Origin of the sequence: Anoxybacillus sp. UARK-01 (assembly GCF_002075365.1) — a bacterium.
Lineage (GTDB): Bacteria > Bacillota > Bacilli > Bacillales > Anoxybacillaceae > Anoxybacteroides > Anoxybacteroides rupiense.
Genome location: NZ_NASY01000047.1, coordinates 204,744 through 226,272 on the forward strand (window position 1 = coordinate 204,744; position 21,529 = coordinate 226,272).

Annotated in this window: 24 protein-coding genes; all 24 read left to right on the forward strand. The window is 43.2% G+C overall.

Annotated features, from left to right (window positions below; translation table 11 throughout):
• Positions 1-23 precede the first annotated feature (23 nt).
• Complete coding sequence (gene efp / locus B6A27_RS13160) at positions 24-581, forward strand: elongation factor P (protein WP_044744485.1); 558 nt, start codon at positions 24-26, stop codon at positions 579-581.
• Between the two features lie 314 nt (positions 582-895).
• The gene (locus B6A27_RS13165; protein WP_080862324.1) at positions 896-1,177 is read left to right on the forward strand and encodes a YqhV family protein; all 282 of its coding nucleotides are present in this window, start codon (positions 896-898) and stop codon (positions 1,175-1,177) included.
• Positions 1,178-1,210: 33 nt separating this feature from the next.
• Positions 1,211-2,134, forward strand: a complete 924-nt coding sequence (spoIIIAA, locus tag B6A27_RS13170) for a stage III sporulation protein AA (RefSeq protein WP_066145767.1) — start codon at positions 1,211-1,213, stop codon at positions 2,132-2,134.
• Positions 2,131-2,643, forward strand: coding sequence for a stage III sporulation protein SpoIIIAB (spoIIIAB, locus tag B6A27_RS13175; RefSeq protein ID WP_066145764.1), 513 nt, complete (start codon positions 2,131-2,133; stop codon positions 2,641-2,643). Before spoIIIAA ends, spoIIIAB begins: the two co-directional genes overlap by 4 nt.
• Positions 2,644-2,659: 16 nt before the next feature.
• Positions 2,660-2,866 (forward strand): stage III sporulation protein AC, encoded by a 207-nt coding sequence (spoIIIAC, locus tag B6A27_RS13180; RefSeq protein ID WP_027407755.1) that lies wholly within the window; start codon positions 2,660-2,662, stop codon positions 2,864-2,866.
• A gap of 22 nt (positions 2,867-2,888) precedes the next feature.
• The gene (gene spoIIIAD / locus B6A27_RS13185; RefSeq protein WP_066145761.1) at positions 2,889-3,272 is read left to right on the forward strand and encodes a stage III sporulation protein AD; all 384 of its coding nucleotides are present in this window, start codon (positions 2,889-2,891) and stop codon (positions 3,270-3,272) included.
• Positions 3,273-3,288: 16 nt separating this feature from the next.
• Positions 3,289-4,455: a stage III sporulation protein AE gene (spoIIIAE, locus tag B6A27_RS13190; RefSeq protein ID WP_080862325.1), complete on the forward strand. Its 1,167-nt coding sequence runs from the start codon at positions 3,289-3,291 to the stop codon at positions 4,453-4,455.
• 14 nt (positions 4,456-4,469) lie between these two features.
• Complete coding sequence (gene spoIIIAF / locus B6A27_RS13195) at positions 4,470-5,102, forward strand: stage III sporulation protein AF (RefSeq protein ID WP_066145754.1); 633 nt, start codon at positions 4,470-4,472, stop codon at positions 5,100-5,102.
• Complete coding sequence (spoIIIAG, locus tag B6A27_RS13200; RefSeq protein ID WP_044744478.1) at positions 5,086-5,721, forward strand: stage III sporulation protein AG; 636 nt, start codon at positions 5,086-5,088, stop codon at positions 5,719-5,721. The genes spoIIIAF and spoIIIAG overlap by 17 nt, the downstream gene beginning before the upstream one ends.
• Before the next feature lie 16 nt (positions 5,722-5,737).
• Positions 5,738-6,322, forward strand: coding sequence for a SpoIIIAH-like family protein (locus B6A27_RS13205; RefSeq protein WP_080862482.1), 585 nt, complete (start codon positions 5,738-5,740; stop codon positions 6,320-6,322).
• 581 nt (positions 6,323-6,903) lie between these two features.
• Positions 6,904-7,413 carry an acetyl-CoA carboxylase biotin carboxyl carrier protein gene (gene accB / locus B6A27_RS13210; protein WP_201722565.1) on the forward strand — a complete coding sequence of 170 codons (510 nt, stop codon included), beginning with the start codon at positions 6,904-6,906 and terminating at the stop codon, positions 7,411-7,413.
• 14 nt (positions 7,414-7,427) lie between these two features.
• Complete coding sequence (gene accC / locus B6A27_RS13215) at positions 7,428-8,783, forward strand: acetyl-CoA carboxylase biotin carboxylase subunit (protein WP_080862326.1); 1,356 nt, start codon at positions 7,428-7,430, stop codon at positions 8,781-8,783.
• Positions 8,784-8,797: 14 nt separating this feature from the next.
• Positions 8,798-9,199: an Asp23/Gls24 family envelope stress response protein gene (locus B6A27_RS13220; protein WP_044744475.1), complete on the forward strand. Its 402-nt coding sequence runs from the start codon at positions 8,798-8,800 to the stop codon at positions 9,197-9,199.
• A gap of 220 nt (positions 9,200-9,419) precedes the next feature.
• Entirely contained in the window at positions 9,420-9,827 is a 408-nt protein-coding gene (gene nusB, locus B6A27_RS13225) for a transcription antitermination factor NusB (protein WP_044744474.1), read from the forward strand.
• A 365-nt stretch (positions 9,828-10,192) separates the two neighbouring features.
• Positions 10,193-11,059 carry a bifunctional methylenetetrahydrofolate dehydrogenase/methenyltetrahydrofolate cyclohydrolase FolD gene (folD, locus tag B6A27_RS13230; RefSeq protein ID WP_066145749.1) on the forward strand — a complete coding sequence of 289 codons (867 nt, stop codon included), beginning with the start codon at positions 10,193-10,195 and terminating at the stop codon, positions 11,057-11,059.
• Positions 11,060-11,073: 14 nt separating this feature from the next.
• On the forward strand, positions 11,074-12,426 hold the full coding sequence (gene xseA / locus B6A27_RS13235; RefSeq protein ID WP_080862327.1) for an exodeoxyribonuclease VII large subunit: 1,353 nt from the start codon (positions 11,074-11,076) through the stop codon (positions 12,424-12,426).
• Positions 12,419-12,649 carry an exodeoxyribonuclease VII small subunit gene (locus B6A27_RS13240; protein WP_044744471.1) on the forward strand — a complete coding sequence of 77 codons (231 nt, stop codon included), beginning with the start codon at positions 12,419-12,421 and terminating at the stop codon, positions 12,647-12,649. The genes xseA and B6A27_RS13240 overlap by 8 nt, the downstream gene beginning before the upstream one ends.
• Positions 12,650-12,655: 6 nt before the next feature.
• Positions 12,656-13,531: a polyprenyl synthetase family protein gene (locus tag B6A27_RS13245; protein ID WP_066146533.1), complete on the forward strand. Its 876-nt coding sequence runs from the start codon at positions 12,656-12,658 to the stop codon at positions 13,529-13,531.
• Between the two features lie 224 nt (positions 13,532-13,755).
• Entirely contained in the window at positions 13,756-15,648 is a 1,893-nt protein-coding gene (gene dxs, locus B6A27_RS13250) for a 1-deoxy-D-xylulose-5-phosphate synthase (RefSeq protein WP_066145743.1), read from the forward strand.
• A gap of 3 nt (positions 15,649-15,651) precedes the next feature.
• Positions 15,652-16,494, forward strand: a complete 843-nt coding sequence (locus B6A27_RS13255) for a TlyA family RNA methyltransferase (RefSeq protein ID WP_044744469.1) — start codon at positions 15,652-15,654, stop codon at positions 16,492-16,494.
• 55 nt (positions 16,495-16,549) lie between these two features.
• Entirely contained in the window at positions 16,550-16,999 is a 450-nt protein-coding gene (gene ahrC, locus B6A27_RS13260) for a transcriptional regulator AhrC/ArgR (RefSeq protein WP_044744684.1), read from the forward strand.
• Positions 17,000-17,016: 17 nt separating this feature from the next.
• Positions 17,017-18,738, forward strand: coding sequence for a DNA repair protein RecN (recN, locus tag B6A27_RS13265; RefSeq protein ID WP_044744468.1), 1,722 nt, complete (start codon positions 17,017-17,019; stop codon positions 18,736-18,738).
• A 125-nt stretch (positions 18,739-18,863) separates the two neighbouring features.
• Positions 18,864-20,150 carry a SpoIVB peptidase gene (spoIVB, locus tag B6A27_RS13270; RefSeq protein WP_044744467.1) on the forward strand — a complete coding sequence of 429 codons (1,287 nt, stop codon included), beginning with the start codon at positions 18,864-18,866 and terminating at the stop codon, positions 20,148-20,150.
• A gap of 267 nt (positions 20,151-20,417) precedes the next feature.
• A complete protein-coding gene (spo0A, locus tag B6A27_RS13275; protein WP_044744466.1) occupies positions 20,418-21,197 on the forward strand; it encodes a sporulation transcription factor Spo0A in 780 nt (259 codons plus the stop codon).
• The last annotated feature ends 332 nt before the right edge of the window (positions 21,198-21,529 follow it).

The window sequence follows — 21,529 nt, forward strand, 5'->3', positions numbered from 1 at the left end:
TGTAAGTGGGAGGACATTCGTCAATGATTTCAGTGAACGATTTTCGTACAGGATTAACGATTGAAGTAGATGGCGATATTTGGCGCGTCATTGAATTCCAGCACGTAAAACCAGGAAAGGGAGCTGCATTTGTTCGTTCCAAGCTTCGCAACCTTCGCACAGGTGCTATTCAAGAAAAAACGTTCCGCGCCGGTGAAAAAGTCAACCGTGCGCAAATTGACAATCGCAAAATGCAATACTTATATGCAAACGGCGATCAGCACGTGTTTATGGATACAGAAACGTATGAGCAAATTGAGCTTTCCTCACAGCAAATCGAGTATGAGTTGAAATTTCTAAAAGAAAACATGGAAGTCTTTATTATGATGTATCAAGGCGAAACGATCGGTGTAGAGCTTCCAAATACAGTAGAGTTGAAAGTGGTGGAAACAGAGCCGGGCATTAAAGGTGATACGGCTTCTGGCGGTTCTAAACCAGCTACATTAGAAACAGGGCTTGTTGTTCAAGTGCCGTTCTTTGTAAATGAAGGAGATGTGCTCATTATCAATACAACAGACGGAACTTATGTTTCCCGCGCTTAAGCGAATGATAGGGATGGTAGGCAAAGCTAACTTAGCGTTTGCCTACCATCATTTTTATTTGTAGGCACTTTTTCGCATCAGTCCTGCTTAAAAACGCTCAACAGGGAAGCAACGAATCCGAATGCAGAGGAAATGGGAATAAAGAAGTTCATGAGCGGACGAATGCGGACAGTGACACGGGATGAAAGCGTTTTTTGTCAACCACCTGATCCCTTGCTTTTTAGCAAGGAGTTTTTTTATGCAAAAAATTGCTTCTGAAATGAATGAGCGTTGCATACGTTTGTACTAATCATTTTATTTATGAGGAGGAACCCATGAAGCGATGGTTGTCCATGATCGATTCAACGGTGCTTTCCATGGCTGGAATGCGTTTTTTGTCGGCGACAATTGAACTGACTGCTGCGATCATCATGCTTTGTCTCAATGACGTAAAAAAAGCGGTTGCCGTCAATGCGATTCTTGCCATTGTCGGCCCGATTATTTTTATAGTAACGATGACAATTGGCCTTCTTTCCGTAGCGGACGAGCTTTCATTTTCTAAATTATTTTGGATTGCCCTTGGTGTTGGTTTGATTTTAGTTGGCATCTATAAATAAGGGGTGTGCACTTATGGAAAAGGAGGGGGAAAGATGAATGAGATTATCGAAATTCTGCCAAAAACAATCAGCTCCGCTCTTTTGAAGCTGCCTCCTTCTTGGAAAGAGGAACTCGAAGAAATTCGGATCAGAATTCAGAAACCGCTTGAGGTAACGATGAAGGGGATGGTTCATTTTCTGCCGTACGAAGTGACCGCTGAAGATGGCACACATCTTCTGAATAAAATTAGCCACTATTCCATTTATGCGATGGAGGAAGAGCTGAAAAGAGGATTTATCACGATTCAAGGCGGCCATCGTGTAGGACTAGCCGGGAAAGTGATTACAGATGGAGGAAATGTGAAAGCGATCCGACATGTTACCTCCTTTAATATTCGCATAGCCAGACAAAAAGTTGGAATTGCTGAGCCGCTGATTCCATATGTATACGATGGTCGTTGGTGTAGCACGATGATTATTGGCTCTCCGCAAACAGGCAAAACGACACTGCTCCGCGATATCGCACGAATGGTCAGCACTGGCGTACCGATGAAGAAAATTCCTCCAAAAAAGGTCGGAATTGTGGATGAACGTTCAGAAATTGCCGGATGTGTGAAAGGCATTCCTCAATTTGATTTAGGTCACCGCATTGATGTATTAGATGCTTGTCCAAAGGCCGAAGGAATGATGATGATGATTCGTTCGATGAGTCCGGAGGTGTTAATTGTCGATGAAATTGGCCGTATAGAGGATAGCGAAGCCTTATTAGAAGCTGTTCATGCGGGAGTTTGCGTTTGGACGACAGTTCATGGGAAAAATTGGAACGATGTCGCTTTACGGCCAACATTACGTGCAATGATTGAACAGCGTGTATTTGATCGATTTATCGAATTAACAAACGAACGGGGACCAGGAACCGTTCGCCGCATCACAGATCAAAATGGAACGGTGCTCTATGAGGCGGTGGCAAGAAGATGAAATGGATTGGCGCTCTTCTTATTTTACTGGCGACAACATGGACAGGATTTGAAACAGCCAACAGACTCAGCGAGCGTCCGCGGCAATTGCGGCAATTAAAAACCGCATTGCAGGCACTCGAAGCAGAGATTATGTATGGGCATACACCGCTATCAGAAGCTGCCTTGCATTTGGCGAACCAGCTGCCTCTGCCTCTCTCGCGTTTTTTCCAGCAATTTGCGGAAACGCTCCAAACGGGGGAAACGAGCGTAAAAGAAGCATGGCAGGAAAGCTTGCAAAGCATCTGGGGAGCTACGGCGCTCAAACAAGGGGAGTTTGAAGTGATGAAGCAATTTGGCGAAACATTAGGGCAGTATGATCGAATGGCCCAGCAAAAGCAGATCGCTCTAGCAATCGTCCACCTTGAAAGAGAAGAACAAGATGCGCTAGAGAAAAAAGCGCGTTATGAAAAAATGGCTAAAAGCTTAGGTTTGCTCACAGGATTGCTCATTATTATTTTATTGATCTAATTAGGAGGAAGCAGCTATGGGAATTGATGTCGATATCATTTTTAAAATTGCTGGAGTTGGCATCGTTGTTGCGTTTTTGCATACCGTGCTGGACCAGATGGGGAAAAAGGAATATGCCCAATGGGTGACGCTGCTCGGCTTCATTTACATTTTATTTATGGTGGCCTCCATTGTTAGCGATTTATTTCAAAAAATTAAGGACGTATTTTTGTTTCAAAGCTAGGAGGGGAAGAGCCATTCAAATATTGCAAATTGTAGGGATCGGGCTGATTGCAACGTTTTTAGCCATTTTGCTTAAGGAGCAAAAATCCAGTGTGGCGTTTTTGTTGACGGTGTTTGTTGGTTGTGTGATTTTTCTGTTTTTGATTGATCAAATTAGCCATATTATTCATATGCTTCAAAAAATGGTCTCTGATACAAAGATTAATATGATTTATTTTGAAACGATTTTAAAAATTATTGGTATTGCTTATATTGCCGAATTTGCAGCGCAAATTTCGAAAGATGCCGGTCAAGGGGCGATTGCTTCCAAAATTGAGCTGGGGGGAAAAATTTTAATTTTGGCGATGGCCATCCCGATTTTAACCGCCATTATTGAAACGGTCATCGGGCTCATTCCTACGTCATAGCAAAGGGGGTGATGGATTGAAAAAAACGTTGATATCCCTGATCTGGTGCGGCTTCTTTTTTTTCATTCCGCACATTGTACAAGCTGCCGCTGATCATCAGCCGCTTATGCAAAAGCAGATAGAAGCGCTTGGAATTGATGAGGTGCAGCAATATTGGAATGAAATCGTGACAAAGTATGGCGGATTTTTGCCGGAAAGTCAAAAAGGATCACTTGTCCAGTTTTTGCAAGGACAAAAAGAGTGGTCGATGAAAGAATGGCTTCTAGCGTTGCTCAAATTTCTGATGTACGAGTTGCAAATGAATGGGAAACTTCTTGGTACGCTTATTTTATTAACCGTATTTAGCATGTTTTTGCAGTCGCTACAAACAGCTTTTGAGCAGCAGGCAGTTAGTAAGGTAGCTTATGCCGTTGTCTATATGATGCTCATTATTATTGCTTTAAATAGCTTTCGTCTCGCGATGGAGTATGCGCATGAAGCCATCCAGACAATGACGCATTTTATGGTTGCCATGGTCCCTCTTTTGTTAGCCTTGCTCGCTTCTTCCGGCGGATTAATCTCTGCTGCGTTTTTTCATCCTATCATTCTATTTTTAATGAATACAACTGGAGTGGTTGTACAGTATGTGACGCTCCCTCTTTTATTTTTGGCAGCGCTATTAGGAATTGTCAGCACGATGTCTGAGCATTACAAAGTGACGCAACTGGCCGATTTGCTCACAAAGGTAGCCGTTGGGACGCTCGGCGCCATTTTAACGGTTTTTCTTGGCGTTATGTCTGTAAAAGGGACAACCTCGGCCGTTGCCGATGGCATTGCTTTACGAACGACAAAGTTTGTCACGGGAAATTTTGTTCCTGTCGTTGGAAAAATGTTTACGGATGCAGCTGATACCGTTGTCACCGCTTCTATGTTATTGAAAAACGCGGTAGGTATTGTCGGGGTAGCACTTTTGTTAATGATTGTCATTTTCCCGGCTTTAAAGATTTTTGTGATTGCTTTTATTTATAAGCTTTCAGCTGCGGTTTTACAGCCGCTTGGCGGCGGCGCCATTATATCGTGCTTGAATGTGATAAGCAAGAGCATTACTTATGTTTTTGCAGCATTAGCAATCGTATCATTGATGTTTTTTCTTAGTTTAACTGTGATCATTACAGCCGGAAATATCGCGATGATGGTGCGGTAGAAGGGGGAAACGGGATGCATGTGATTACAGAGTGGGTTACCAATATCATTCTATTCATCTTATTTGCGACGATTATCGACTTGCTGCTCCCTTCCTCTTCTTTTCAAAAATATGTAAAAATGGTGGTCGGACTGATTCTTCTTCTTGTTATGCTATCACCTCTTTTACATATTTTCTCGATTGATGTCAATCGTTTTCTCGCTGCCATTACAGAGGAAGACTACGGACAGCAAGATATGATGAAAAATGAACTAGAAAACAAGAAAAAAGAAATACAAGCCTCACAACGTGCATATATTTTAGAACAAACGGCTGTCCAGATGAAAAAACAAGTAGCTGAGGAGTTGATGAAGCAATATGGATTGACTGTCAAACAAATTGTTGTACAAACAAAAGAAAATGAACATGAATCATTACAAATTCCTGATGATATTCAAACCATTAAAGTCATTGTAAGTAAATCGCAAGATCCCGAAGCGGTTCAGCCTGTCGTGATTGATACGGCGAAATCGCTTGAACCATCAGCTGAAGAAACCGAACAAACAAAAAAGCTCGCTTCGTTCTTTGCAGCAAAATGGGATGTACATGAAGAAAAAATCGATGTACAAATCGAGGGGAGGGAATGGGGGGATGTTTCCGTTCATTAAACGCTGGCTAGAACCACAAGAAAAAGGAACTGGCGAAAAGAAGGCAACGCCGATTTCTTACGTTTTTGTGCTACTGCTGCTTGGTGTTTTGTTTATGCTAATGAGCCATAATTGGAAAAATGATGCGGCACCGGCGGACTCTGTCGCGGCTTTAAAACAGGAGACGGATGAGCAGGCTGTCGAGACCTTTGGACGCAACAAGGACACGAAAGCTAAGGTGATTGCCGAATATGAACAACGCTACGAGGAGCAGCTAAAATCAGCGCTTGAAGATATCCAAGGAGTGCGTGATGTCAAAGTTGTTGTCAACGTGGATGCTACAGAGATGCAAATATTAGAAAAAAACGAAGTAACTCAGCAGCAAACAACGGATGAAACAGACAAAGAAGGCGGGACACGTAAAATTCAAAATTATTCATCAAATGAACAAGTCGTCATTATACAGGATGGCGATAAAGAAACACCGATTGTCGTAACGACGAAAAAACCAGATATTCGCGGGGTGCTTGTTGTAGCTAAAGGAGCGGATAATCTGCAGGTGAAACAGTGGATTGTAGAAGCAGTAACGCGTGTGCTAAATGTGCCGAGCTACCGAGTTGCTGTACTGCCAAAAAAATAGGGGAGGATCGATGGAAATGTTAAAAAAGCAAACAGTTTGGTTATTAACAATGTTGAGTTTAGTTGTCGTATTATCGGTGTATTACGTAACAGCGCCAAAAGATATGAATGATAGCGTTGCTTTTACGGATGAGCAAAATCAAACAAACCAAACAGAAAAAACAGCTTCTACAAAAGAAAGGGCAAATGTCGCGGTGGATGAAGCGGAGGCAAAGGATGAAAAGGTCACTTCAAGCGCTACGAGCGATGACGATGTATTTACGGCATTGCGCTTACAAATTGAGGATGAACGCAGCCGCCAGCGAGATCAATTAAATACCATTGTTACTTCATCAAACACAACACCGGAGCAAAAGAATGACGCATATGAAAAAATGCAACAACTTCAAACGATCGCTAATAAAGAGGCAACATTAGAGACATTAATTAAATCCAAGGGTGGATACGAAGACGTACTCGTTCGTGCTGATGGCGACACAGTAAGAGTAATGGTAAAAGCAAAACAAAGCTCGACAAAAGCGGCTAATGAAATTATCCAGCTTGTAAAAAGCGAGATGAAGGATATGCAGGATATAGCTGTCGAGTTTCAGCCCGTCAAATAAGCAAGCGAAGAGCTGGCTTCCAAAAGGATGCCAGTTTTTTTATCCTCGCAGAATTTGTATTTAGACTTTTCAAAAAAGTAAGCTGCTGTCTAGCTTCAAGCGCCATCATCTCGAGTCGGATCTGCCCCACACTGCGGCGGCGACAAGTGGAGTCCCCTCACTTGCGTTGCCCGCCGCAGAATCAAGCTTGGCTTAGTTCGAGCTCTCCTTGGCGGACGCTTTGCGCTTTTCTTATCCTCGCTGATCGCCCCTTTCAATGCTTATGGCATGAGTGGGGGATAAAGAACTTCGTGTTGGTTAGTCGCGATTATTCCCACTCACATCAGGAACGTGGAGGGATCAAGCGATCTCAGCCATTGTTACATATTATGCCCAACTAGTATCACCAGTGTTCATATGTCAAATGAAGAGGCAGTTTATTTTTACAGTGGAAAAATTGTTCTTATGCTATATAATAGAAATTGTTTATATGACTAGGTAATAAATCAAACGGCCTAGTTAAATTCTACAGTTGAATATGAGGGAAGGTCTGTCGTATGATGGTAGTATATGAAATTATTTTGGGGCGAGAGGTGTGAACAATGTTGAAAATTCAAGAAATTCGCGAAATCATTCGACTTATTGACCAATCTAGTATTGAGGAATTTTTATATGAGCATGATGGAGTAAAGGTTCATATGAAGAAGCCAAATGGAAGCGTCCCGGTTGAAGCGGTTGCAAAAGCAGCAGTCGTAGAACCAGCACCAGTAGCTGTTGTGAAAGAAGCAGCGCCACAGATGGAAGCAGCTCCAGCTGTTCCGGAGACAAAGCCGGCAGAAGCACCGAAGCAAGAAACGGTGAAAGCAGAAAATTTACATAAAATTACTTCTCCGATGGTTGGTACATTTTATGCAGCTCCATCGCCAGATGCAGCGCCATATGTGAAGACGGGTGATAAAGTAAAGCCAGATACGGTTGTTTGCATTATTGAAGCAATGAAGCTATTTAATGAGATTGAGGCAGAAGTTAACGGTGAGATTGTAGAAATTCTTGTGCAAAACGGGCAGCTCGTCGAATATGGACAGCCTTTATTCCTTGTAAAAACTGAATAAGGAGAGGACGAGCCATGATCAAAAAATTATTAGTAGCGAACCGAGGCGAAATTGCTGTTCGCGTCATTCGTGCCTGCAAAGAGCTTGGCATTGAAACGGTAGCTGTATTTTCCGAAGCGGATCGGGAGGCGTTGCACGTCCAATTAGCTGATGAGGCGTATTGTATTGGACCAACAGCTTCTAAAGATAGCTATTTAAACTTTACGAATATTATGAGTGTCGCTATGCTAACAGGCAGTGATGCGATCCACCCAGGGTATGGTTTTTTGGCGGAAAATGCTGCATTTGCTGAGCTTTGCCGTGAGTGCAATGTGACATTTGTTGGTCCAAGTCCGGAAGCGATTACAAAAATGGGAATAAAGGATATTGCGCGCGAAACGATGCGCGAGGCCGGAGTCCCAATCGTTCCAGGTTCAAAAGGAATTATTGAAAGTATCGACGAAGCGCTTGCGTTGGCGAATGAAATTGGCTATCCTGTTATTATTAAAGCGACAGCAGGCGGAGGCGGAAAAGGAATTCGCGTGGCTAGAAACGAACAAGAATTAATAAAGGGAATTAATATCACGCAACAAGAAGCCGCCACTGCGTTTGGGAATCCGGGTGTATATATTGAGAAATACATTGAGGATTTTCGGCATGTCGAAATCCAAGTGCTTGCTGATGCTCACGGCAATGTGATTCATTTGGGAGAACGCGACTGTTCCATTCAGCGCCGTTTACAAAAGCTTGTAGAGGAAGCGCCGTCTCCAGCTCTTGACGAAAACATACGCGAACAGATGGGAGAAGCGGCAGTAAAAGCGGCCAAAGCGGTCAACTACACAGGCGCGGGAACCGTTGAGTTCATTTTTGACCATAAAGCTAAAAAGTTCTATTTTATGGAAATGAACACGCGTATCCAAGTGGAACATCCTGTTACGGAACTGATTACAGGAGTTGATTTAATTAGAGAACAAATTCGTGTGGCATCAGGAGAAAAGCTTTCTCTTACACAAGAAGACGTGACGTTTAATGGCTGGGCAATCGAATGCCGCATTAATGCTGAAAATCCCGAGAAAAATTTCATGCCGTCTCCAGGTCGCATTCAAATGTACCTTCCTCCTGGAGGGTTAGGAGTTCGTGTGGATTCCGCGGCATATCCAGGCTACATGATTCCACCTTATTATGATTCCATGATCGCCAAACTGATTGTGCATGCTCCTACAAGAGAAGAAGCGATCGCGCGCATGAAACGAGCGCTAAGTGAATTTGTTATTGAAGGCATTCATACAACGATTCCATTCCACTTAAAATTATTAGAGCACGAAAAATTCGTGCAGGGAGATTTTAATACAAAGTTTCTTGAGTTGTATGATGTCATGAAATCATCATAAAGGAGGAGCGGTGAATGTCAGAAAATGTATTTGACATTGAGCAGGGAGCAGCAAGCTTAGGAAAAGTGGAAATTGCTCCAGAGGTCATTGAGGTCATTGCTGGAATCGCAGCAAACGAGGTTGAAGGAGTTGCGCAAATGCGCGGAAATTTTGCAGCCGGTGTTGTTGAGCGGTTCGGAAAGAAAAATCACGGAAAAGGCGTGAAGGTAGACGTAAAGGAAGAAGGAGTAGCGATCGATATTTATTGCCTTGTCCAATTCGGCGTTTCTATTCCAAATGTGGCTAAGAAAATTCAAGAAAATGTCCGTCAGGCACTCTTTAATATGACTGGACTGGAAACAAGCGAAATCAACGTTCACATTGTTGGAATTCAGCTTGAAACAGCGAAGCAGCAAGAACTAGAGGTTGAGCAATAAAAGGGCGAAAAGGGGGCTTTTCATGATATCATTCATGAGCCCCCTTGTATTTTTTTGAAACTTTGGTATCTTAATGGACAGATCCTTTTTCGGGATATGGAGAAAAGGCGATAATTTTTTGTGTCATCTAAATGATTTGTACGGATTATAGTGTCGTTTAGCGAAAAAATATGGTATGATCATCACATAACGTTCGTTTATTTGTAAAGGAGTGAACATAATGAAGAGGCATACAGCGAGAGAAAAAGCATTGCAAGCCTTGTTTCAAATTGATGTTGGCCATATCGAGCCGGAAGAGGCGATTCAAAATGTAATAAAAAAAGAGGAGGAAGCCGATCCGTTTTTACGTCAGCTTGTTTTCGGGGTAATGGAGCACCAAACGGAAATTGATGCGTTATTATCTGACCATTTAGAAAAATGGACGCTTCAACGAGTGGCTAACGTGGATCGAGCGATCTTGCGCATGGCGACATATGAAATGAAGTATACAGAGGATGTGCCTGTTAAAGTCATTTTGGACGAAGCCATTGAGTTGGCGAAAAAGTTTGGGGATGACAAATCAGGCCGATTTATTAACGGAGTTCTTTCAAAGGTAAAGGACGCATTATACGGGCCAGCGACAAAATGAGAGGCAGAACGCAAACAGCTCCTGTCTGTTTTATTGTGACAAAAATAAGCGGCCGATGCTTGGCGTGAATAAAGATCGGGGCCGTTAGAGACAGCAGCTGTTTCCTTAAGCGCTTTGGGAGAAAATAGGGAAATCAGGCGATTTTCATCGTGCTTTATTTGTTAACCGCTTATACTCGTGGTGTCAGATAAAATGGATTTTTTGTTGTCCGTGTCCTGTATGTAAAAGCTGCGTTTTCCCGACTATCAACATCAATGATCGCCTGTTCACACGGAGACAAATGTCGGGATAGCGTCGTGCTCAAACTAGCACCACGAGTGACTGATATCGGAAAACCTATCATAAAATAAAGGGGAGCTAGAACGATGACGGCACAAATCATTAGTGGTACAGAATTAGCGAAAGAAAAGCGTGCACAATTAGCAAAAGAGGTAGAACAGCTGAAAAGCAAAGGAATTGAACCGGGGCTAGCCGTGATTCTTGTCGGTGATAATCCTGCTTCGCATTCCTATGTGAAGGGGAAACAAAAAGCGTGCGCTGAAGTCGGGATTCGCTCGATATTACTTACATTCCCTGATACCATTACCGAAGCCGCTTTATTAGAACAAATCAAGCAATTGAATGCGGATCCGTCCATTCACGGTATTTTAGTACAACTTCCGCTTCCGCCGCATATTGATGAGTTGAACGTGATTGAAACGATTGCCCCGGAAAAGGATGTTGATGGCTTCCATCCCATTAATATCGGTCGAATGATGATTGGACAAAAAGCGTTTCTTCCTTGCACTCCTTACGGCATTTTATTTATGGTACAGTCACTTGGCGTCGAAATTGCTGGGAAGCATGTAGTGGTGGTTGGCCGCAGCAATATTGTCGGTAAACCAGTTGGGCAACTCTTTTTGCGTGAGCATGCTACGGTTACCTATTGTCATTCTAAAACAAAGGATTTAGCAGCAATGACTCGTCAAGCTGATATTTTAATTGTAGCTGTCGGCCGAGCCAACATGATTGGAGCTGATCATGTGAAAGAAGGAGCCATTGTTATTGATGTCGGCGTCAATCGCTTGGAAAATGGCAAATTATGCGGGGATGTGCGCTTTGAAGAAGTGAAAGAGGTGGCAAGCTATTTGACCCCTGTGCCAAAGGGAGTCGGACCGATGACGATTACGATGCTTCTCCATAATACTGTTGAAGCGGCACGCGAATATGGGCATCAGCAAGTTCAGCGATAAGCGGGGATGATGTTGTGGCAGAAATTAAATATGTAACGGTTACAGCGCTGACAAAATATATTAAACGAAAGTTTGAAGTTGATCCGCATCTTCAGGATTTATGGATCAAAGGAGAAATCTCCAATTTTACGAGCCATTCGCGGGGGCATATGTATTTTACGCTCAAGGATGAAAATGCAAGAATTCAAGCGGTTATGTTTGCTGGTTATAATCGCTATTTGGCGTTTCGTCCCGAAAACGGGATGAATGTGCTTGTCCGCGGCGAAATTTCTGTCTATGAACCGAGCGGAAATTATCAAATTTATGTGAAAGAGATGCAGCCGGAAGGGATCGGAAATTTATATTTGGCGTATGAGCAGTTGAAAAAACAGTTGGAAGCAGAAGGGCTGTTTGCCCCGGAGCATAAAAAGCCGATCCCCTTATTTCCTCGCTGTATCGGAGTGGTAACGTCTCCAACAGGAGCGGCGATTCGCGATATTATCACAACGATCCGGCGCCGCTATCCGCTTGGAACCGTCATTTTATTTCCAGCCATTGTCCAAGGGGAGCATGCAGCCGGGTCAATTGTTCAAGCGATTGAAAAAGCGAATGAATTCGGGAACGTGGATGTGTTAATTGTCGGCCGAGGCGGAGGATCGATCGAGGAGCTATGGGCGTTTAATGAGGAGCAGGTGGCACGGGCGATTTTTGCTTCTCGCATTCCGATTATTTCCGCAGTTGGACACGAAACAGATTTTACGATCGCTGACTTTGTCGCTGATTTGCGTGCGCCGACACCTACTGGAGCGGCTGAATTGGCAGCTCCTCACGTCGCCGAGCTGGCCGAAAGAATAACCCAACGAAAAGAAAGGCTGATTCGGGCAGTTAAGGAAAAAATCACCATCGAATCCGATCGGTTAAGCCGCTTGCAAAAGTCTTATGCCTTCCGCTATCCGAAGAAGCTATATGAGCAAAAAGAGCAGCAGCTCGATTCTTTCTTGGATCGCCTTAAACGGCAAACCCAGCGCCTTTTCGAGCGAAAGCAGGAGCGATTTGAGCAGCTTCATTTAAGGCTTGAAACCTATCATCCGGCAGAACAGCTAGCGCAAATGTCTGAGAAGCAGCGAATGCTGACAAAGTCACTTGAAAAAGAAATACAAGCGCTATTAAAGCAAAAACAGTGGCAATTTACTTCACTGCTGTCACAGCTGCAGGCATTGAGTCCGCTTAAAATTATGGAACGCGGCTATAGCTTAGTCTATAATGAAAAGGATGAGCTTGTGACGAGCGTGCGGCAGATTCAGCCAGGAGATGCGATCCAAGTTCGCTTGCAGGATGGACGGCTTGATTGCCACGTATGGGGAATGGAGGAAGCTTCTGATGAGTGAAGAAAAAGAATTAACGTTTGAAGAAGCGATGAAACAGCTTGAGGAAATTGTGGGAAAACTTGAAGAGGGAAACGTTCCTCTTGAACAAGCGATTTCGTTTTTTCAAGAAGGAATGAGGCTCTCAAAATGGTGCCATGACAAGCTGCAGCATGCTGAAAAGCAAATGGAGTATATTTTGCGGGAAGACGGGCAATTGGCGCCTTTTTCGATTGAGGAGGAGTAAGGATTGATAGAGCAATTTTTAAATGAAAACAAACCGCGCATCGACGCAGCGCTTTCCGCCTATATTGCCGGGCTTGATGCCCCGGATACGCTAAAGGATGCTATGTTGTACTCGCTTGAAGCAGGCGGAAAACGAATTCGTCCATTGCTTTTATTCGCAACGCTGCATGCATTTGGAAAGAAAAGCGAAATTGGACTCCCTGTCGCATGTGCCATTGAAATGATTCATACGTATTCCCTTATTCATGACGACCTGCCATGTATGGATAATGATGATTTGCGCAGAGGGAAACCAACGAATCATAAAGTGTTTGGTGAAGCGACTGCCATTTTGGCAGGAGATGGATTGCTTACATACGCATTTCAATTGATTGCTGGCATGGACAACCGCGTGTCCGCAGAAGTAAAGCTCAAACTGATCGCTGAACTGGCTAAAGCAGCGGGGCCAGAAGGAATGGTAGCTGGGCAAATGGCCGATATCGAAGGGGAAGGACAGCCGTTGTCGCTTTCGCAATTAGAATACATTCATCGTCATAAAACAGGAAAAATGCTGCAATATAGCGTATTAGCTGGCGCTTGGTTAGCGGGCGCAGACGATGCGCAAGTTGCACAGCTTGACGAGTTCGCTTCCCATTTAGGGCTTGCCTTTCAAATTCGCGATGACATTCTGGATATTGAAGGAACAGAAGAGAAAATGGGAAAAAAAGTCGGAAGCGATATTGAAAACGAAAAAGTCACGTACCCATCGCTATTAACGATGGATGGCGCAAAAGAAAAGCTGTATTTTCACATAGAAGCAGCGAAGCATTGTTTGAAGGCCGCTCGTGTTCAGGAAGAAATATTGCGCTATATATGCGATTTGGTCGCTACCCGTGACTATTAACATTTCAGGACGGATTTTGAAAATGGTTGATTCGATATTCTGATGCTATTATGTTATACTAAGAAAATGGAGACCACGTGCCGTTATCACATTTGTGTTAGCGGCTCTTTTTTCGCCTGTCTGATGAAATCGCAGCGGGACATTTTTCTTTAACCATTTATCATGTATAATAATAAGTAATCTTTATATGATATCAGTGATAAAACGAAAGCGAGTGATCTCGTTTGGAGCTAACCAATATTACTAATCCGCGCTTTTTGAAGTCGATGTCAAAAGAAGAACTGATTCAATTGAGCGCGAATATTCGTCAATTTCTAGTAGAGAAGCTCTCGAAAACAGGTGGACATATCGGCCCGAATCTTGGGGTTGTCGAGTTAACAATCGCGCTCCATAAAGTCTTTGACAGCCCGAAAGATAAACTGATTTGGGATGTCGGTCACCAATCTTATGTTCATAAAATTTTAACTGGACGTGCGAATGAATTTGATACATTGCGGCAATATAAAGGACTTTGCGGCTTTCCAAAGCGGAGTGAAAGCGATCATGATGTGTGGGAAACAGGACACAGCTCAACCTCGCTATCTGCGGCGATGGGCATGGCCATTGCCCGTGATTTAAAAGGAACGGATGAATATATTGTTCCTATTATTGGCGATGGTGCTCTTACCGGAGGAATGGCACTTGAAGCATTGAATCATATCGGACATGAGAAAAAAGATATGATCGTCATTCTCAACGATAATGAAATGTCGATTGCTCCGAATGTCGGGGCGCTTCATAATGTGCTAGGTCGCTTGCGCACAGCAGGGAAATATCAATGGGTAAAAGACGAACTGGAAATGCTTTTAAAAAAAATTCCGGCTGTGGGCGGAAAAATTGCGGCAACAGCTGAACGTCTAAAGGATAGCTTAAAGTATTTGCTTGTTTCCGGCGTGTTTTTTGAAGAGCTGGGCTTTACGTATCTTGGACCAGTAAATGGCCATGATTTTGATGATCTGTTTGAGAATTTGCATTATGCCAAAAAAATCAAAGGTCCGGTTTTGCTTCATGTCATCACGAAAAAAGGAAAGGGATATGAGCCAGCGGAAAACGATAAAACGGGCACATGGCATGGGACAGGTCCTTATAAAATTGAAACAGGGGACTTTTTAAAGTCGGCCGACCAAGCTCCATCATGGAGTAAGTTAGTAAGCGAAACAGTAAGAAAGCTTGCACGTACAGACGAACGTATTGTTGCCATTACTCCAGCTATGCCTGTCGGCTCCAAGCTGGAAGGCTTTGCTGCTGAGTTTCCGGACCGCATGTATGATGTTGGCATTGCCGAGCAGCATGCGACCACTTTGGCAGCAGGACTGGCTACACAAGGCATGAAACCATTTTTAGCGATTTATTCTACATTTTTGCAACGGGCGTATGACCAAGTGGTCCATGATGTCTGTAGACAAAATTTAAACGTGTTTTTTGCGATTGACCGTGCCGGTCTTGTCGGCGCAGATGGGGAAACGCACCAGGGAGTATTTGACATTGCCTTTTTGCGGCATGTGCCGAACCTTGTGCTGATGATGCCAAAGGATGAAAATGAAGGCCAACATATGGTTTATACGGCGATTCAATATGATGATGGGCCGATTGCGCTTCGCTTTCCGCGCGGAAACGGGCTTGGAGTAAAGATGGATGAAGAACTTCATGCCATCCCGATCGGAACATGGGAAACGCTGCGCGAAGGTCGCGATATTGCCATTTTAACGTTTGGAACGACCGTTCCGATGGCATTAGAAGCCGCCGAAAAGCTGGCAAAGGAAAATATATCGGTCAAAGTGGTCAATGCAAGATTTATTAAACCAATGGATGAATTGATGCTGCATGAGTTGCTGGAAAGTGGTATACCGATGCTAACGATTGAAGAAGCGGCACTCATGGGGGGATTTGGTAGTGCGGTGCTGGAGTTTGCTCATGATCACGGCTACCATCAAGCGATGATCCAGCGCATGGGCATCCCGGATCGCTTTATTGAGCATGGAAGCGTGAAAGAACTGCTTCAGGAAATCGGTTTAACAACCGCGCATGTCGTTGATCGCGTTAAGAAGATCATACCGAGAAAACAAAAAAGGGCATGAGAGATGAAAGGAAAAAAAGAACGTGTGGATGTGTTATTAGTTGAACGAGGATTAATGGAAACGCGGGAAAAAGCCAAACGGGCGATTATGGCAGGGCTTGTCTATTCTAATGAAATGCGCCTAGACAAGCCGGGAGAAAAGGTGCCTGCCGACATTCCGCTTACTGTGAAAGGAAATGCTTTGCCCTATGTGAGCCGAGGCGGATTAAAGCTTGAAAAAGCGTTGCGCCTATTTGATGTAAGCGTAAAGGATAAAATTCTTTTGGATATCGGTGCATCGACCGGGGGATTTACGGACTGCGCGTTGCAAAACGGAGCGAAAATGTCATATGCGCTTGATGTGGGATATAATCAATTAGCGTGGAAGCTTCGGCAAGATGAGAGGGTTGTCGTGATGGAACGAACGAATTTCCGCTATGTTACTCCTGCTCATTTTACTAAAGGGCTTCCAGAAATAGCAACGATCGATGTATCGTTTATTTCGCTTAAGCTGATTTTGCCTGTATTAAAAACCGTGCTCGTTCCAGAAAGCGATGTCATCGCTCTTGTCAAGCCGCAGTTTGAAGCGGGAAAGGAGCATGTCGGAAAAAAAGGAATTGTCCGTGATCCTAGCATCCATGAACTCGTTCTTGTTTCCATCATTGACTTCGCTCTTAGCGAAGGCTATGATGCACTTGATTTATCCTACTCTCCGATTACGGGAGGAGACGGAAACATTGAGTTTTTGCTTCACCTTCGTTGGGAAGGAGAACAAGAAGCGGGCAAAAATAAACTGTCGAAGCGGCCAGCTGACATTGTCAAACAGGCTCATAGTGAATTAAAAGCGGGCGCTGAGGAAAGGGAATAACAAAAGCGTTATTCCCGTTTTTGCGATAAATGAGGACAAGTGTGAGGTGTTAATCTTGAATAAAGGACAAAGGCACATTAAGATTCGCGAAATTATTACGAATTATGAAGTGGAAACGCAGGATGAGCTAGTCGATATGCTGAAGGAGGCTGGCTTTAATGTCACGCAGGCAACGGTTTCACGCGATATTAAAGAATTGCAGCTTGTAAAGGTGCCGATGATGAACGGCCGGTATAAATATAGCCTTCCTGCTGATCAGCGTTTTAACCCGTTGCAAAAATTAAAACGTGCTTTAATGGATGCGTTTGTCAAAATTGATGGCGCAGGGCATATGCTTGTAATGAAAACGTTGCCTGGAAACGCTCATGCAATCGGCGCTTTGCTTGATAATCTTGATTGGACGGAGATTGTTGGAACGATTTGCGGTGATGATACATGCTTGATTATTTGCCGTACTCCAGAGGATACCGAAAAAATCTCGCAGCGCTTATTAGACATGCTATAGTATGAGGTGATTCCAAGGTGCTTGCGGAATTATCAATTAAAAATTTTGCCATTATTGAGTCTCTGTCGATCTCCTTTGAGAAAGGCTTGACAGTGCTGACAGGGGAGACAGGAGCCGGAAAGTCCATTATTATTGATGCCATCCATTTGTTGATTGGTGGGCGTGGTTCCGCTGAATTTGTTCGCTACGGCGAAGAGAAAGCGGAAATTGAAGGACTGTTTTTATTAGAAGAAGAAACGCATCCCTGCTATCAAAAATGTGCAGAAGTGGGCATTGATATTAGCGAAGGGATGGTCATTCTGCGCCGAGAGATTTCGGTAAGCGGAAAAAGCGTTTGCCGCGTGAATGGCAAATTGGTGACGATGGGAATTTTGCGCGAAATTGGCTCTACTCTTGTTGATATCCATGGGCAGCATGAACATCAGGAATTAATGGATTCCAGCCGGCATTTGCCGTTGCTTGATGAATATGGAGGCGCAGAAATTGCTTCGGCCCTCGAAGAGTATCAAGCGGTGTATCGAAAATATGAACAGTTAAAAAAACAGCTGCAAAAATTGAATGAAAATGAACAGCAAATGGCGCACCGCCTTGATTTGCTCACATTTCAGCTTGATGAGATTCAAAAAGCCGGCTTGCAGCCAAATGAAGATGAACAATTAATGGAAGAAAAAGTAAAGATTGTGAACTTCCAAAAAATATATGAAGCGTTAAAGAATAGTTACGAAGCGCTATATGGAGAACAGCGCGGGCTTGATTGGATCGGGCTTACGATGAGCCATTTAGATGACGTTGCTCACATTGATGCCGGCTTGAGAGAAATGCATGAAACGATCGCCAACAGCTATTATTTACTCGAAGAAATGGCTTATAAATTGCGCGATCAATTAGAGCAGTTGGAATATGATCCGAACCGCCTTGATTTTATTGAAGGACGCCTGAATGAAATTAATCATTTAAAACGAAAATATGGACAGACAGTCGCCGATATTTTGCAATATGCAGAAAAAATTGCCCAAGAGCTTGATACGATCCAAAATCGCGATACGCATATTCATCAGCTTCAAAAAGAACTGCAATCTGTAACAGAAGATTTACTGATTGAGGCGAAAAATGTTACCGCTGTGCGAATGAAGCATGCCCAAACGCTGGTTCAGCACATTTATCAAGAACTCAAAGATTTGTATATGGAAAAGACGCAGTTCGATATTGTTTTTAGCAAACGGGAGGGCTTGCTTGATGCTCCGTTAATTGATGGCGTGCCTGTCAAATTTCAAGAGGACGGTGTTGATGTCGCCGAATTTTATATTTCAACAAACGTTGGCGAGCCGTTAAAACCTCTCGCCAAAGTCGCTTCAGGAGGCGAACTGTCTCGCATCATGCTGGCCTTAAAGAGTATTTTTTCTAAGCATCAAGGCGTTACATCGATCATTTTTGATGAAGTGGATACGGGAGTGAGCGGACGCGTGGCGCAGGCGATTGCTGAAAAAATTTATCGTGTGTCTGTCGGCTCACAGGTGCTTTGCATCTCCCACTTGCCGCAAGTCGCAGCGATGGCGGATACGCATTTGCTCATTTCTAAGGAAACAGACGGAAATCGAACCAAAACATCGGTCAAAGCGCTTACAGAAGATGAAAAAATTAAGGAAATTGGCCGAATGATTTCTGGGGTGGAAATTACAGAGCTGACAAAGGAACATGCGAAAGAGCTGCTTGAATTAGCAGCAAAAATCAAAGGATGAAAGGCTATCCATTATGGGTAGCTTTTTTTATTAGCAAAAACGATTATATTTATGAGGATTAAGGCAAAATTAAGATTGTAGTCACATTTTGAAGGTGTAGGTGGGAGCGAGGAGAGTGAAAAGGTTTGAACGCAGAAACAATAAGAAAAATGATGGGGATCTTTCTCCTTGTTTCATTCGTATTAATCAGTACATCGAAGCCGGTAAGGGAGTATTTACGCATTCCAAAGCAAATGGTGATGTTTGAAGGAGAAAAAGCAACATTCGCTTCTGCTCTTCCTGTTCATGCAGAGGTGAAAGACGCTTCTCATTCCATTGAGCTTGAGAAAGCAGACGATACCCTTACCGTTGAGGCGAAGCAGCCTGATGAAGAGAAGGTAGTGTTAAATATGGGAGGAGTGCCCATTAAGCAGATTGACGTTAAAGCGCTCCCAAGCTTGAAAGTGATTCCTGGAGGACAATCGATCGGTGTGAAATTAAATACACTAGGAGTTCTTGTGGTCGGCTATCACCTTGTTGATACAGAAAGCGGAAAAAAATCACCGGGAGAATTGGCTGGAATCCAAGTTGGAGATATGATTACAAGTGTCAATGGGAAAAAAATCGAAAATATGAGCGACCTCTCTCCTTTTATTGAAAAGTCAGGGAAAACAGGACAGCCATTGGACTTGCAGCTTATTCGCGATCAACGTTCGATAGCGACGAAACTAACCCCATTAAAAGACAAGCATGACCACGCTTATCGCATCGGCTTATATATCCGTGATTCGGCTGCTGGTATCGGAACGATGACCTTTTTTGACCCCATTTCCAAGAAGTACGGAGCACTTGGACACGTGATCTCAGATATGGATACAAAAAAACCGATTATCGTTCAAAATGGACAAATTATGAAATCGACAGTCACCTCGATTGAGAAAGGAAGCAGCGGAAATCCAGGTGAAAAGCTCGCAAGATTTTCCAAAGATAAAGAAATCATTGGGAATATCACAACAAACAGTCCTTTTGGGATTTTTGGAAAATTATCGAAATCAGTGCCAAATGAATTGTATGATAAACCAATGCCAGTGGCTTTGTCGAGCCAAGTAAAAAAAGGGCCAGCAAAAATGCTGACGGTGATTGAAAACGACCGAGTGGAGGCGTTTGACGTTGAAATCGTCAATTCAGTTCCGCAAAAGTTCCCGGCAACAAAAGGACTTGTCATCCGTGTCACTGACCCTCGGCTACTGAAGAAAACGGGAGGAATTGTGCAAGGAATGAGCGGCAGTCCTATTATTCAGGATGGGAAGCTAATCGGAGCAGTCACACATGTGTTTGTAAATGATCCAACGTCAGGATACGGCGTGCACATTGAATGGATGTTGAATGAGGCGGGAATTGATATATATGGATCCAAACAAAAAGCGAGCTGACAAATGCTCGCTTTTTGTTTGAAAAAAGGCAAAAAAAAGTCAATATTTTTTTGTTGTTTGCATAGATATTTGTTGAACAATTCGTTAAAATAAAAATACGAAGATTTTTCGACAAAGAAATGAGGGGTTCTGCGTCGAAATGGAACGGTTATTGATGAATTTTAAAAAGATACTTATTTTTGAAAAAATAAAGGATTTTTGCTGACGCTGTCGAATGAATTTTAAGGAAGAAAAAATGATGAATTGGAAGCGGGGAGGAAGATTTTCTTGAAGATTAAAGTGTGTATTGCGGATGATAATCGCGAATTAGTAAGCTTATTAGAAGAATATATTTCCAATCAAGATGACATGGAGGTCGTTGGCGCAGCTTATAATGGCCAAGACTGCTTACATATGCTTGAAGAAAAGCAAGCGGATATATTGCTACTCGATATTATTATGCCTCATTTGGACGGATTGGCTGTTCTTGAGAAGATGCGCATGAAGCGGGAAAAACAGCCGAATGTCATTATGCTAACCGCTTTTGGTCAAGAGGATGTAACCAAAAAAGCCGTTGATTTAGGCGCTTCTTATTTTATTTTAAAGCCGTTTGATATGGAAAATTTAGTTCATCACATTCGTCAAGTGCATGGAAAAACGACTCCTCTTGTGAAAAAAGCGGTGTCCTCTTATCAAGTGCGTGAAAGCAAGCCAAAAAATCTAGATGCAAGCATTACGAGCATTATTCATGAAATCGGTGTACCGGCTCACATTAAAGGATACTTATATCTCCGTGAAGCGATTTCGATGGTATATAATGATATCGAATTGCTTGGTTCGATTACGAAAGTGCTTTATCCAGACATTGCAAAAAAATATAATACAACCGCCAGTCGCGTCGAGCGGGCGATTCGCCATGCGATTGAGGTCGCTTGGAGCCGCGGTAACATCGAGTCGATTTCCTCGCTGTTCGGCTACACCGTCAGCATGTCGAAAGCGAAACCAACCAACTCGGAATTTATTGCGATGGTGGCGGATAAGCTGAGACTGGAGCATAAGGCGAGTTAAAGGCAATAATATCAACGTTTGGGTGATTTCGAACATACATTTTAGTTACCGATAAATATCGGGACGAAGCCAATAAATGTTTGTGCGTATGTATACGAAAAAGAAACGCCTCTTATTTACCGGAAAAAGAACGGTAGTAAGGGGTGTTTTTATTTTGTCCGATTTTATTATCCAGTTAGACAATTTCATATTGCATTGTGAAGCTAAACATTTATCGTGCCAAACCTTTGGACAAATGTTATAGGAAACCGGTAAAAAGAAGGGACCACTGCCAGGAAACAAATTTGCTTATGAGGGTAAAGGGTTGACTTATCTGAAGGATTAAGGATATT

Coding starts and splice junctions, on each gene's coding strand:
- efp (WP_044744485.1), top strand. CDS start 24: ATGATTTCAGTGAACGATTTTCGTACAGGATTAACGATTGAAGTAGAT.
- B6A27_RS13165 (WP_080862324.1), top strand. CDS start 896: ATGAAGCGATGGTTGTCCATGATCGATTCAACGGTGCTTTCCATGGCT.
- spoIIIAA (WP_066145767.1), top strand. CDS start 1,211: ATGAATGAGATTATCGAAATTCTGCCAAAAACAATCAGCTCCGCTCTT.
- spoIIIAB (WP_066145764.1), top strand. CDS start 2,131: ATGAAATGGATTGGCGCTCTTCTTATTTTACTGGCGACAACATGGACA.
- spoIIIAC (WP_027407755.1), top strand. CDS start 2,660: ATGGGAATTGATGTCGATATCATTTTTAAAATTGCTGGAGTTGGCATC.
- spoIIIAF (WP_066145754.1), top strand. CDS start 4,470: ATGCATGTGATTACAGAGTGGGTTACCAATATCATTCTATTCATCTTA.
- spoIIIAG (WP_044744478.1), top strand. CDS start 5,086: ATGTTTCCGTTCATTAAACGCTGGCTAGAACCACAAGAAAAAGGAACT.
- B6A27_RS13205 (WP_080862482.1), top strand. CDS start 5,738: ATGTTAAAAAAGCAAACAGTTTGGTTATTAACAATGTTGAGTTTAGTT.
- accB (WP_201722565.1), top strand. CDS start 6,904: ATGTTGAAAATTCAAGAAATTCGCGAAATCATTCGACTTATTGACCAA.
- accC (WP_080862326.1), top strand. CDS start 7,428: ATGATCAAAAAATTATTAGTAGCGAACCGAGGCGAAATTGCTGTTCGC.
- B6A27_RS13220 (WP_044744475.1), top strand. CDS start 8,798: ATGTCAGAAAATGTATTTGACATTGAGCAGGGAGCAGCAAGCTTAGGA.
- nusB (WP_044744474.1), top strand. CDS start 9,420: ATGAAGAGGCATACAGCGAGAGAAAAAGCATTGCAAGCCTTGTTTCAA.
- folD (WP_066145749.1), top strand. CDS start 10,193: ATGACGGCACAAATCATTAGTGGTACAGAATTAGCGAAAGAAAAGCGT.
- B6A27_RS13240 (WP_044744471.1), top strand. CDS start 12,419: ATGAGTGAAGAAAAAGAATTAACGTTTGAAGAAGCGATGAAACAGCTT.
- B6A27_RS13255 (WP_044744469.1), top strand. CDS start 15,652: ATGAAAGGAAAAAAAGAACGTGTGGATGTGTTATTAGTTGAACGAGGA.